Genomic DNA, 13,223 nt, shown 5'->3' on the forward strand with positions numbered 1-13,223 from the left:
AGCCGGCGCTTTACCCTGGCACGCGCGAGGGGCGGAGCCCATTCCATGTCCTTTTGCAAGGAGAAAGACGCGGAGCGTCCATCACCGCACGAGAGGTGCGGCGTTGAGCACGATCAAGGTGATGCTGTCAGGTCGGGAGCAGAACGACGATGGCGACGGTCGATCAATCTTCCATTCGCGGGTCGAGACCGCATGACCGTTTTCCGTCGCAGGCCTACCTCGGACTTAGAACGGGCGTCGGGGTGAACCGGCCCAATGGGCTCTCGAGGGTTGCCTTGACCGAGTGTCCCGCTCCCGGCCAAACAGGCCGGCGCGAATTTGACTACGTTGTCGCCGGCTTCACCTCTCGGCCGATCGCCCAGATAAAGCCGCAGAGCTCTCGCGCGATTGCTGCCACGACGACGGTAGGCTTCTTTCCAGCGGCGCTCAGCGTCCGATATCGTTTGCAGAGCCGGAGCTGCGCCTTCCATGCAATATCCCGGACTGCTTTTGGAAGACGTACGATCACTTCAGCCTTCTCTTTCGCGACACGAGGCGGATAACGATAGCTCCAGGCGGCCTCGACGAGCATGCGCCGAGCCTCGGTGTTGCCAGTCTTAGTAATACCGCCACGACGGATCCGTTCACCACTCGACTGCTCCGAAGGCATCGGGCCGAGATAAGCCATCAAATGGCGAGCACTCTCGAAGCGGGCCAGATCACCGATCGCCGCGACAAACGTTGCAAATGAGATAAAATCAAGCCCTCGCAACGCGCTTAGCGCTTCCACGAGAGGTCCCATCGTCCAATCGGCAGCTATGGCGCTGATGCGGCCGACGAGTTGGTCGCGCCGTTCCAGGGTTGTCAAAACTGCTTCTAGATAGTCCTGGAAGACAATCTGGTGCGCGGGCTGATCGAATGTCTGGCCTGCAAGCCACGAGCGGTGTCGTTGAGTCCAGTGTTTGCCGGTATCGTAGGCGCGGCCGTGGCGCAGCAAAAATGCCAGCAATTGCTGTCGCGCCCGCATGAGGTGCATCGATGCGTCTATCCGAGCCCGGATGAGATCACGCATGGCCTCATGTCCCTCGTCTGGGACCCATACCCGCGTGAGGTCGCCAGAGCGGTGCAAAATTGCCAGCTTCTGGGAGTCGCGGCGATCAGTCTTGATCCGTTCCCTCGGCTTGCGCGGGATCATGGATGTTGCGGCGACAGTGCAACCGTGTCCCAGCGTGTTCAGCTGGCGATAGATGACATAGCCGCAAAAGCCAGCTTCGTAACAGAACTCCAGTCGATGGCCGTCCTTGGGCAAGCGTTTGCTCAGCTTGGATAGCGCTGCCGGCGTGTTTGGTACGGCTCCGATGAAATTGACCGCTCCTTCGCGTCCGTCTTCTGCCACCGTTACCGAAATGCTGACTTTGTGAACGTCGAGCCCTACGTAAAGAACCTTCTGCATCTGCACCCTCCGATGTCGAGCCGCCGCGCCTTCATACGCGGCGGCGGCTCGACTGTGACGGAGACCGGTGGCGCCGCTATGCTGGCGCTAAAGGACATACGGACTTAGATCTCAAGCGTCGGAATGTTGAGCAAGTCAACGCAGGCGAGAACAAGAGCAAGAGTGAGAGAATCAAAAGAGGCACCCGCAGGAGGGTCAGCATAGCGCCGACGCGGTACGCGGCGGGACCCGGGACCGAGTGCAGTCGCGAGACCGGTTAACAAGGCACCCGCGCGACGGGCAGTGATAGCGGTGCCGCGAAGCGGCAGCCCTTCGTGCGAGTGCCTCCGGCGAGCGACACATTATATTTGCTTGCGCGAGGGATCGAAGCCGGATGGCCGAGACGCGGACGCGGCTCGGTTCACGAGAGCCAGATGCGGCGACAGCCGCACGCGTACGAAATCAGGATCAAATAAGACAGCCGCGGAGAGTGAGCCGATCCAAGATTCCATCTTGGGCCCTCGAAAGATTTCGTCGCATCTCAAGACAATGTGAGCCGCCTGATCGAGTTTGATTCCTCTTGCGTGATCGCATTCCTACAAGGCGGCAGCTTGATCTCCGTGCCGGTGCTTGCAGTTGCGCCAGCCGACGAAAGTGCGATCTTCCAATTGCCTTGGCACGGTGCTGTCACGACTGGATAATTCTGATGGATTCTGTTAGGGGGAATATTGGCCAGCGCCTGGTGTCGCGCGACCAAGCTGCCTCATACTGTGGTCTGTCCGTTAGCACCTTCTCAAACTGGGCAAGGATCGGAAGACTACCTTCCGCACTTTCTGGCACATCGCGATGGGACTTGAAAGCGATTGATCTCGCGTTAGACTCGCTGAGCGGATTACCCATCACTCAAACTTCCGACGATGCAGCATCCGCCCTGGACGAGTGGAGAGCGAAGCGTGCGCGTCAATCTCGAAGGCATACATAAAGTAAAGGTGACGCTCTCAAGCGGCGAGCCAAAGACGTACTATTACGCCTATCGCGGCGGTCCCCAGATCAAAGCAGAGCCAGGCACGCCAGACTTTATCCAGCAATACCAAGAGGCGCATTCGAACTTATGGCAGCCTCGGGCCGGCACCTTCGTGTCAGTCATCGCACGATACAAAGCGGCACCGGAATTCACCAAGATCGCGGCGTCCACCCGCCGTGACTATTTGAGGTACATCAAGCTCATTGAGGATGAATTCGCTGACCTGCCGATCGCCGCTCTCGCCGATCACAGGATTCGCGGCGACTTCAAAGGCTGGCGCGACAAATTCGCCAACACGCCGCGCAAGGCTGATCTCGCCTGGACGGTGTTGGCGCGCATTCTGTCCTTCGCGAAAGATCGCGGCATTATCACCAGCAATCCTTGCGAGCGTGGTGGTCGGCTCTACGTCGCAGACCGCCGAGACAAGATCTGGACCGAGCAGGACATTGCCGCAGTTCTATCAGTTGCATCTGAAGAGATCAGGTTGGCGCTGATCTTGGCTTTATGGAGCGGTCAACGACAAGGCGACCTTTTGCGCTTACCTTGGTCAGCCTACGAGAGCCCTCATATTCGTCTCCGCCAGTCGAAAGGCGGGCGCCGCGTAGTGATGCCTGCCGGCACTCCCTTGAGAGCTCTGCTCGACACCACGCAGCGTCGGGGACCTCTTATCCTGACGAACACGCTCGGCCGGCCCTGGACTTCCGACGGCTTTCGAACATCGTGGGCAAAGGCCTGCGAACGGGCGGGCATTGGCGACCTGACGTTTCACGATTTGAGGGGCACCGCAGTGGTTCGGCTGGCGATCGCTGGCGCCAGCGTACCGCAGATCGCGGCCGTGACCGGCCACTCGTTGAAGGACGTCGAGAGCATTCTGGATGCGCACTATCTTGGTCGCGACATTCAGCTTGCAGAAGCTGCGGTACTCAAGCTCGAAGCGAGAACAGAACTGTAAAACGACCTGTAAAACGAGGTCGCCTACTCTACCAAGCCAGATGCTAAGTGCTTGATTTATATGGTGGGCGCACCAGGGTTCGAACCTGGGACCCGCTGATTAAGAGTCAGCTGCTCTACCAACTGAGCTATGCGCCCGAAAGGCGGTCAATGCCTTGCGAGGCCGGTCGTTTAGCAAAGCGATCCGGGTATGGCAAGCGATGTGGCGCATGTTTTCCAAGGTTCTTCCACAGGCCCGAAAATGCGAAAAGCCGCTGGATTCCAGCGGCTTCGCCAAGGCCAATCCCGGGGTTAATTCCTCGGGAAATACGGGGTGGCTCAGAGCCGGCCCTCGCGATCCCGGTCCGGGCCGCCGTCACGGTCGAAACGGTCGCCGTGGAAGCGGTCCATGCCGCGCTCCATCATGCGGTCCATGCCCCGTTCCATGAAGTGTCGGGACGGGCCGTCCCCACCGCCCCCGAACGGGCCACGGTGGCGGGTCAGCACGGCAAGGCGCCGCTTCTGGCCCTCGTCGAGCGTCTTGTAGAGCGGATCGGCGACATCGGCGATCTTCTTCAGGGCGGCGGAGGTCGCGCCCATGTCCTCGGCGCGCTGGCGCAGGCGGGCGACCGGATCCTCGGGCTTGTCGGCGTTCTTGCTGGCGTCACCCGGGCCGGCATTCATCCGCGCGTTGGCGCGGTCGATGCGCAGCTTGGCGAAGTCGCGCACGGCAGCCTCGACCGGCGGCCACAGCTTCTCCTGGTCGGCGTTGAGCTTCAGCCCGGCATGGACGGCGGCGATCCGCGCGTCGACGAAGGCGGCACGGTCCTCCGGGTTCATGCGGACGTGGCGGAAGTGCTCCATCCACGGGCGATGAAATTGGGCATAGACCGCGCCCGAGCCGGCGATGCTGAGCACGGCGATGGCGGCGATGGTGAACTTCCTCATACGGACCTCCTCTGGAAGGATGCCGGTGAGGATGAGCGCCGGACGGCTGACGCGCAACTTACAACTTGGACAGAGAGAGCGTTCTTACGAAGATGTAACTCCCCTGAATGTCCATTCAGATGCAGACTGAAATGTTTTGCAACAAAAAGGGCCTCCGCGCAGGCTGCACGGAAGCCCCTTCATTGATGGTCGATCCTGATCAGTTCGTCGTGCTCTTCGATTCCTTGAGGAACTCGTCGATTAGCGGCTGGCCGACGCGGCCTGCGGCGTCCTTGTAGACCGGCTCCATCGCCTTGCGCATCGCCTCGTCCTGCTGCGGCGTGAGCTTGATGATCTCGCTCTTGCCGCTCTTCTTGATCTCGGCCAGCGCGTCGTCGTTCTCCTTCTGCGACTGCGCGTTGTTGAAGTCGGTCGCCTCCTTCATCGCCTTCGACAGCTGGTCGCGGATGTCGGCCGGCAGATCGTCCCAGAACTTCTTGTTCACGATCACGACGTAGCCGATGTAGCCGTGATTGGTCTCGGTGATGTACTTCTGCACCTCGTGCATCTTCTGCGTATAGATGTTCGACCAGGTGTTCTCCTGCCCGTCGACGACACCTGTCTGCAGCGCCTGATAGACTTCCGAGAACGCCATCACCTGCGGCAGCGAGCCGAGCGACTTGAACTGGGCCTGCAGCACGCGCGAGGACTGGATGCGGAACTTGACCCCCTGGTAGTCGGCGGGCGTAACCAGCTTCTTGTTCGCGCTCATCTGCTTGAAGCCGTTGTCCCAATAGGCAAGGCCGGTGATACCCTTGGAGTCCAGCAGCTTGAGCAGCCGGAGGCCGAGCGGGCCTTCCGTCACCTTCCGCAGCGTCTTCAGGTCCGGAAGGATGTAAGGCAGATCGAACACCTCGAATTCGCGGATGCCGAGCGGGCCGAACTTCGAGTTGGACGGCGCCAGCATCTGCACACTGCCGAGCTGGAGCGCCTCGAGCTCTTCCTTGTCCTTGTAGAGCGTCGAGTTCGGGTAGACTTCGATCTTGACCTTGCCGCCGGTGTACTTCTCGGCAAGCTCCTTGAACTTCTCCGACGCCTTGCCCTTCGGCGTGTCGGTGGCGACGACGTGACTGAACTTGATGATGATCGGCGATTGGGCCGATGCCGGCCCGGTCAGGGCCAACGCCCCGGTCAAGACCGCAACCGATGCCGCAGCCCAAATGAAATTCCGCATGCTTCCTCCCGCACGTTTTTTGGTGGGGCACGAACCGTCGCCCCCAAAGCCCTAGATTCAAGACTTGAAGGCAGGATTATAGGGAAGCGGACACAGGCGCCATTGCCCCTTAGCAGGGGGCGGCTTGCAAAAATGCGGTATCCGGAGGCGAAATCTGCCGGACTGGCTCACGCAGGGCGATGCAAGGAAACCCTGCCATCGCCGTTGCCGCGTCTCGCAACCTCAGCCGTGCAGCGCCGGCGCGAGCTGGGCCTGCTGCGCGACCGCCGGATCGGTGATCAGGGTGCCGCCGTGCCCGTCCGAGGACAGCGCGAAGTCGGCCGCGCTGTACTGACCGAGCAAGTGCAGCGTCGCGACATGGGTGCCGTCGGAGACTGTCAGCGTGCCGCCGGTGTTGTCGTTGTTCTGCGCATAGGCCATCGAGGTCAGACCGTCGCTGAACAGGATGTCGCCGAGATCGAGACTGTCATGGTCCTGCCAGCCGGAGATCGTTCCCGTGAAGGCCGACGCCTGGGCCAGCACCAGCGAGGCATTGGGACCGGCGAAGATCACATCGTCGATCGTGCCGCCCGCGTGGACAAAGGCGAGCGCGCCCGAGCCGATCGTGGTGTCATCCGCACTGCCGCCGGCCTGCACGTGCTGCGTGCCGGACAGGACCGTCGTGCCGGTTGCGCTGCCATACACATATTGCACGCCGCCGTTGACGATGGTGGCGCTGGCGGCGCCCCAATCGACCTGGACTCCGCCGGCATTGATCGTGGTGCCGGTCGCCGTGCCGTCGGCGTAGACGCTCTGCTGGCCGCCGGCGTTGACCGTCGTCATCGACGCGTTGCCGTGGAGATACTGGAGGGCGCCATTGCTGATCGTGGTCTGGACCACCGTGCCGCCATAGACCGACTGGACGCCGCCATCCCATAGTGGTGTTGATCGCGGTTCCACCCAGATAGACGTCCTGCCCGCCGCCATGGATCGTCGTGTCCGAGGCCGTGCCGCCGCTCTCGACGGCCTGCAGGCCCGAATTGATCGTCGTGAGGCTCGCCGACCCGAACACGTACTGACCGCCACCGCTGATCGTCGTGATGATCGTGAAGCCCCAATCGATCTGGATGCCGCCGGCATTGATGGTGGATCCGGTCGCACTGCCGTCGATGTAGACGTTCTGCTCACCCCCGGCATTGACGATGGTGTTGAAAGCATTGTTGTGAACGTGCTGGAAGCCGCCATTCGCGACCGTGGTCTGGATCGCGACGCCGAAGACGTTCTGGGTGCCGCCGTCCACGGTGGTGTTGGTCGCGATACCACCGCCAAGGATATCCTGGTCGCCGCCGGCCTCGATCGTCGTGCCGTCGGCCGCGCCGCCGATCTGGATGTACTGATTGCCCGAGATCACGGAGTTCGAGGCCAGACCGAACACCAGCTGCGCGGCGCCCGCGGCAATCACCATTCCATTGGCCGAGCCCTCCAGCACGACCGCCGCGCCGCTCTCGACCTGGATGTCGGAATAGCCCGACGCGTCCTTGATCCGCCAGACGCCGCTCTGGACGTCGAGCTTCTCGACATTGACGACGGTGCCAAGGAGCGAACCGGAGCCACTTCCCGACAGCACCAGCGTGTCGACGCCGTCGCCGCCGTCGATCGTGCCGGTGACGATCGAAGCAGTGGCGAGATTGATGCTGTCGTCGCCTGCGCCCATCGAGACGTCGCCGATGATGGAGCCGCTGTTGGTGAGCGTATCGTTGCCACCGTCGGTGGCGATGCTGCCGAAAATGCCGCCCGTGTTGGTGACCGTGTCGCCGAAGGTGCCGACGATCGAGATCGCCTCGCCGTTGTTGCCGCGGATCGTGCCGTCGTTGATGATGGTCATGACGCCGAAGGCGCTACCGTCATTGCTGTCGTCCACGGTGATCGCGCGCTGATCGCTGATGATCAGGCCGCCCACCTCGTTGTGGAGGAAGCCGCCGCCGATCGCGAGCGCCTCGTTGAGGCCGTTGGCGCCGCTGGTCAGGCCGACCGCCGCGATCGTCCCGAAATTGTCGATCGAGACCAGACCGTCGACATCCACGCCGTCGGCGTCAGCACCGCCGACCGCCGTGCCGGTGATGGTGCCGCGGTTGGTCACTGTTGTCGTCGTGTTAGCCGCGCTGTCCATGTTGATGCCGGAGCCGCTGCGGCCGATGATCGTGCCGTCGTTGTTGACGGTGATCGGCTGGTCGCCGGTGATGGCGTGGCGGGCGCCGTCGATGATTCCGCCGGCGTAGTTGTTGACCACGCCACCGGTGTTGACCGACTGGAAGTCGATCGCGTCGTTGCCGGACGAGGCCGCCGAGGCATTGTGGCTGACGATCTGACCGTAATTGTTGATGGTGGCGTTGGCGCCGGGCCGGATCGCGTCGGCATCGGCCGCCGAAATCACGCCGCCCGCCGCATTGTTGATGACGGTATTGGCGCCGCTCGAATTGATGTCGTCGAGATCGAGCGCCTGGCCGGCATTGCTGCCGGTCCCGGTCGACGAGATCGTGCCCTCGTTGTTGACGGTGAAGGTGCCGCTCTTGCCCGAGACCAGGTTCGAGATCTTCACAGCGTCCTTGGTCGCGGTGATGGTGGCGCCGGCCTTGTTGTTGATGGTGAGGCTGCCGCTGGTCGAACCGCTGGTGGCGATCGCGCGGCTGGTGCCGGTGATGGTGCCGGAATTGTCGATCAGCGCGCCGGGCGAGGTGCTGCCGCCGATCCAGGTAACCGGGGTCGAGCCCGACAGGGTCGCGCCGGCGAGGACGGTCAGATGATCGTTGTTCGCCAGCGTGATCGGGTTCGACGAGTTGCCGGAGACGAGAGTGCCGTCGTCATTGGCGATGGTGCCGGTCGCCGTCGCGGTGCCGATCGTAACCGCCGCGCCCGGATTGCTGGCGCTGGTGAGCGTGAGCGTAAAATTCTCGTCGGGCTCCGCGGTGGTGTCGCCGGAGATCGTGATGGTGATGGTCGCCGAGGACGCACCGTCGGCGAAGCTGCCGCTGAAGGTCGAGGCCGGCAGCGTGCCGCCGAAATCGGCCGCATCGGTGGTGCCGGCGGCGAAGCTGCCGGAGAAGCTGAGCACGCCGGTGGTGCCGCCGGTGCGCGCAATGGTGAAAGTCATGGTCTTTGTGCCGCTCTGCCCCTCGGCAACCGACACGCTCGGCGACGAGAACGAGATCGTCTGCGTGGCGGGAGCCGCGACGGTGAAGGCGGCGGTCGGGAACGGCGCGTCGGGCGTGGTGCCGTCGGTGCTCTGGTCGCCGCTGCCGTTCTGGGTCGCCCAATTGGCGGTGTTGCCGATCGCGGCGAGGTAGTCGGCGAAGCTGGCGAAGCCCGAGCGCGGGCCGTTATAGCCGACGATGTCGAGGCCGCCGGTGAAGCCGACCGCGGTCTGGCCGGCGACGAGGCCGGTGCCGGTCAGCGTGCCGTCACTGGTCGCATAGCCAACATTGGAGATCGCGGCGAGAAAGGTCGGCGCGGTCGAGCTGCCGACATAGGCGTAGACGACCTCGCTGTCGTTGGACAGGCCGGTATTGTTGGCGTTGGTGAAGGTGGCCGAGCCGGCGCTGGTGCCGAACGTGCCCTTGCCAATGTTGTTGATGTCGATGACGGTCCCAGCGGGAATCGCGCCGGTCGCGGTCCAGGCGATCGTGCTTTCGGCGTCGCTGCCGGTTGCGAAGGCGGAGCCGTTCCAGTTGCTGTCGGTGAAATTGATGACAGTGCCCTGCGGGATGTCGGTCAGGGCGACAAAGGACAAATTATCGTTGCCGTCACCGTTGAAACCGGTGAAGGCGATCGAACCAGCGGAAAGGGGCATTCCAAATTCTCCAGCAGCAAGGGCGCGCGACGCTGCCGGTTAATGGAATGTTAACATGACATGTTAATAACATATTTATTGCGATGCACCCCCACATGACGGGATCGTGTGCCAAACGAAAAACGCGGCGCCGAGGGCGCCGCGTTTGCCGATGAACTGGAGAGGATGAAGCGTCAGCTCGCCGCTGCCGTCGTCACCGTATCGCGCTGGCGCTTCATGACGATCTTGTTGAGCGCGCCGAGATAGGCCTTGGCCGAGGCCACCAGCGTATCCGGATCCGCTGCGCGTGCCGTCATGGAACGGCCGTCATGGGACAGCCGCACCGAGACTTCGGCCTGCGCGTCGGTGCCTTCGGTCACCGCATGGACCTGATACAGCTCGAGCTTTGCCTCATGCGGCACCAGCGCCTTGATGCAGTTGAAGACCGCGTCGACCGGCCCGTTTCCTTCGGCTTCCTCGATCCTGATCTGGCCGTCGACGTCGAGCTTCATGGTCGCGCGCTGCGGGCCGTGGGTGCCGGCGATCACGGTCAGCGAGGTCAGCTTGATGCGGTCGTGGGAGGCCGCCATCTCCTCGTCGACCAGCGCCTCGATGTCCTCGTCGTAGATGTCCTTCTTGCGGTCGGCCAGTGCCTTCATCCGCGTGAACGCATCCTCCAGCTGGTTGGCGCCGAGCTTGTAGCCCATCTCCTCCAGCTTGTGCACGAAGGCGTGGCGGCCGGAATGCTTGCCGAGCACCAGCGACGACTGCTTCAACCCGACCATCTCGGGCCGCATGATCTCGTAGGTCGAGGCGTCCTTCAGCACGCCATCCTGATGGATGCCGCTCTCATGGGCGAAGGCGTTGCGGCCGACGATCGCCTTGTTGTACTGGACCGGGAACGAGGTTGCGGCCGACACGACCTTCGAGGCGCGCGTCAGCTGCGTGGTGTCGATCTTGTTCCACCACGGAAACACGTCGTTGCGGACGTTGATGGCCATCACGACTTCCTCGAGGGAAGCGTTGCCAGCCCGCTCGCCGATGCCGTTGACGGTGCACTCGATCTGCCGCGCGCCGCCGGCAATGCCGGCCAGCGAATTCGCCACGGCCATCCCGAGGTCGTTATGGCAATGAACCGAGAATACCGCCTTGTCGGAGTTCGGCACGCGCTCGATCAGCGTGCGCATGAAACGGGCATATTCCTCGGGCGTGGTGTAGCCGACGGTATCGGGGATATTGACGGTGGTCGCGCCGGCCTTGATCACGGCCTCGACGATGCGGCAGAGATAGTCCATCTCGCTGCGGGTGGCGTCCTCGGCCGACCATTCGACGTCGTCGATCTGGTTGCGGGCGCGGGTCACGTTGGCGATCGAGAGCTCCATCACCTGCTCCGGCGTCATGTTCAGCTTGACGCGCATGTGCAGCGGCGAGGTCGCGATCACGGTGTGGACGCGGCCGCGCCTGGCGAATTTCACCGCTTCGGCGCAGCGGTCGATGTCCTTCGGGTTGGCACGCGACAGGCCGGCGATCACCGAGTTCTTGGAGCGGCGGGCGATCTCGCTGACGGCCTGGAAGTCGCCTTCGGAGGTGATCGGGAAACCGGCCTCGATGACGTCGACGCCCATGTCGTCGAGCATCTCGGCGATCTCGATCTTCTCCTCGAACGTCATGGTGGCGCCGGGGCACTGCTCGCCGTCGCGCAGCGTGGTGTCGAAAATGATGACGCGGTCCTTATCGGACTTGTTCAGGGGGGCCATTGCAAAATTCCTTTATGAGCTTTTTGCGCCGTCAGCCTGCTGGGCGCTTGAGGTGTCCGGTGATCTCGACCAACCCCTGAGCGCCCAGGCGCATGGCGCCCAGCCGGCCCTCAGGGGCAAGTAAGAAGAAGGCCGCCAATCAGGAGGGTGGGCAGCAGCGCGGCCGGGATCGTGGCGGCGGCCAGAGCCACCTCCCCCGAAATCCCATCGATTTGGCCGCGAATCAGCATTGCCAGACCCTTTTGAGCCCTCAAATCCTCGGTCAAAACCGTTGACGGTTGGTTGCCGGGAGGCTCGATGCGCTGTTTCTAGACGAGAAATGGTTGCAACCGCAACGCCAAAAGATGGTCAGAACGATTGACCTGGTTTCCCCGGCTATTGCCGGGGCGGCGGCACGAGGTCGAGCAACCGCTTGCGGACGCTCGCTTCCAGAGGCGCGTTGCAGACCGGCCGATTGTAGAAACCGCTGCTGCGACACAAGGTGGGCGTCGGACCGCGAAGATCGCCGGCCTGGCAGGCGAGGCAAATTCGGAACGCCGCCGCCTCGAGCTGGAGCGAATAGTCGAGCGTCGATGCAGCCGGCTCGGACGGCTGGAAGAGCTGGCTGCCCTTGATGTTCTGGAACCAGGTGTCGATGTGGGCCTTTACCTTCGCAGGATTGGCGACGTCGTCCATGTTGAAGCGATTGTCGAGCAGCCCGATCGAGGCGCGCGGCGTGCGCGCCGCTGAGTGGCACGACAGGCAGGATGAGCGGATATTGTCGGCAGGTCCGTTGGCGCGCCCCATGAAGCCCATGGTGAGACGCTGGTCCCAGCCATAGGTCACGTTCCGCAAATCGGGATTGATCCAGCTCTCACGGATCGCGCCGTCGTAGACACCGGGGTCGTTGCCCCATTGCAGCGATACCGGCACGAGATTGTCGAACAGCGCGTCGCCCTTCGCCGGGCCGCGCCAGACAAACGTCCCGAACACCCATCCGGTGTCCAGCGACCGGCCAGTCTTCGCTGAATCCTTCACTGAAATATCGACCTGAAGCAGGCGCACCGACCGGATCGTGCGGGTGCTGGGATCCTGACCGCCGGAGCCAGCGCCCAAATTGTCGATAAAGGCGTCGTATTCCGGTGCGCCCTGGAGGTAGGCGACTTCGTCGGGTGAGGCATCGGTGAACAGAAATTTGACGGAGACAGTGTCATTCGGAAATTTCATCGCGACCGGGAAGGACGGATTGCAGGGCTCGGCGAAGACCTCCCCGAACACTGCTGCTCCCGGCTTGTTGTAGAAGCCGACCGCCCAGACCTGGGAACCTCGTGTGTTGGTCTTGGACAGATCGCCGGGATCGGGGCCACGTTCCTTGGTCAGCCCCATCAACGGCTCGCGCCCGGAGTTTCCGTAGTCGAGCCATTGCGAGATCCACCACTCCTCCTGACCGGTGCCGACGAGCCTGCGATCCGCGATCTTGAAGGACGTCTTCGCGGTGTTGAGCACGGCATTCATGTAGTCAGCCGGCTTGGTGCGAAAATCGACCGATTCCCAAGGCTGCGGATCGTTGGGATTGGGGCGCACCGGCGGATAGTCGACTCGCCACTTGGCCGCGGCAACCGTGCCATTCGCCTTCATTGTACTCGCCGAAAAGCTCTGACACTCATCGGCCTGGCACGACGAGCCCGCGATCATGGCCAGAACGACGACAACCCCTGCCGCTCTCATGACGGCCTCCTTTGCGCCTGCCGGTGAATCCAGTCGAACCAGAACTAGGCGCAATGCGGCATCAGGTGTGTTAACTGGTTCACACAACCTGGGCGAATTGCACGAGCAAATCGCCGCATGTCGCGCGAGGTGGCACTGCACGCGCGCTTTCGCCGGCTGCCCGCTTTGGCAACATGATGGCCCGCGTCGCCCCCGGTCTATATCCGACGCCGGTCGTCGTGAGGCAGCCGGTTTTTGTGCCGGCACCGGTCGTGAGGGAGACGATCTGCTTCAGCGTCCGGCAACAACGACCGTCGTTGCGGCCGCCCCGGCGCCGGTCGTGGCGCCCGCTCCGGTCGTCAACAACACGTGCAACCGCCTGGTGACGGAATATCGGCAAGCCGGCGTCGTGGCGTTCAAGGACGTCTGGGAGGTGGACTCGATGCGCA

Annotated in this window: 7 protein-coding genes, 1 tRNA gene and 2 pseudogenes; 1 reads left to right on the top strand and 9 read right to left on the bottom strand. The window is 62.9% G+C overall.

Features of this window, described 5'->3' with window-relative positions; genetic code table 11:
* Positions 1 to 322: 322 nt before the first annotated feature.
* The gene (locus tag J4G43_RS38125) at positions 323 to 1,432 is read right to left on the bottom strand and encodes an IS110 family RNA-guided transposase (protein WP_208088067.1); all 1,110 of its coding nucleotides are present in this window, start codon (positions 1,430 to 1,432) and stop codon (positions 323 to 325) included.
* Between the two features lie 932 nt (positions 1,433 to 2,364).
* On the opposite strand from J4G43_RS38125, the gene J4G43_RS38130 reads away from it, so the two are divergent.
* Positions 2,365 to 3,387, top strand: a complete 1,023-nt coding sequence (locus J4G43_RS38130; protein ID WP_225005351.1) for a tyrosine-type recombinase/integrase — start codon at positions 2,365 to 2,367, stop codon at positions 3,385 to 3,387.
* A 61-nt stretch (positions 3,388 to 3,448) separates the two neighbouring features.
* On the opposite strand, the gene J4G43_RS38135 is transcribed toward J4G43_RS38130, so the two are convergent.
* The 8 genes and pseudogenes from J4G43_RS38135 to J4G43_RS38165 form a co-directional block, all read right to left on the bottom strand.
* Positions 3,449 to 3,524: transfer RNA gene (locus tag J4G43_RS38135), tRNA-Lys, on the bottom strand.
* 180 nt (positions 3,525 to 3,704) lie between these two features.
* On the bottom strand, positions 3,705 to 4,313 hold the full coding sequence (locus J4G43_RS38140; protein ID WP_208088069.1) for a Spy/CpxP family protein refolding chaperone: 609 nt from the start codon (positions 4,311 to 4,313) through the stop codon (positions 3,705 to 3,707).
* A 199-nt stretch (positions 4,314 to 4,512) separates the two neighbouring features.
* Positions 4,513 to 5,526, bottom strand: coding sequence for a TRAP transporter substrate-binding protein (locus tag J4G43_RS38145; RefSeq protein ID WP_208088070.1), 1,014 nt, complete (start codon positions 5,524 to 5,526; stop codon positions 4,513 to 4,515).
* Positions 5,527 to 5,748: 222 nt separating this feature from the next.
* On the bottom strand, positions 5,749 to 6,210 hold the full coding sequence (locus J4G43_RS38150) for a hypothetical protein (protein WP_249814686.1): 462 nt from the start codon (positions 6,208 to 6,210) through the stop codon (positions 5,749 to 5,751).
* Between the two features lie 93 nt (positions 6,211 to 6,303).
* Positions 6,304 to 6,750, bottom strand: a pseudogene (locus tag J4G43_RS56135) (hypothetical protein); the annotation flags it as partial.
* Positions 6,671 to 9,352: pseudogene (locus J4G43_RS38155) on the bottom strand (beta strand repeat-containing protein); the annotation flags it as partial. The pseudogenes J4G43_RS38155 and J4G43_RS56135, both read right to left, overlap by 80 nt.
* Positions 9,353 to 9,525: 173 nt before the next feature.
* Positions 9,526 to 11,088 carry a 2-isopropylmalate synthase gene (locus tag J4G43_RS38160; protein WP_208088072.1) on the bottom strand — a complete coding sequence of 521 codons (1,563 nt, stop codon included), beginning with the start codon at positions 11,086 to 11,088 and terminating at the stop codon, positions 9,526 to 9,528.
* A gap of 375 nt (positions 11,089 to 11,463) precedes the next feature.
* Positions 11,464 to 12,795 (bottom strand): hypothetical protein, encoded by a 1,332-nt coding sequence (locus J4G43_RS38165; protein ID WP_208088073.1) that lies wholly within the window; start codon positions 12,793 to 12,795, stop codon positions 11,464 to 11,466.
* Between the last annotated feature and the right edge of the window lie 428 nt (positions 12,796 to 13,223).

The organism is Bradyrhizobium barranii subsp. barranii (assembly GCF_017565645.3).
Taxonomy (GTDB): Bacteria; Pseudomonadota; Alphaproteobacteria; order Rhizobiales; family Xanthobacteraceae; genus Bradyrhizobium; species Bradyrhizobium barranii.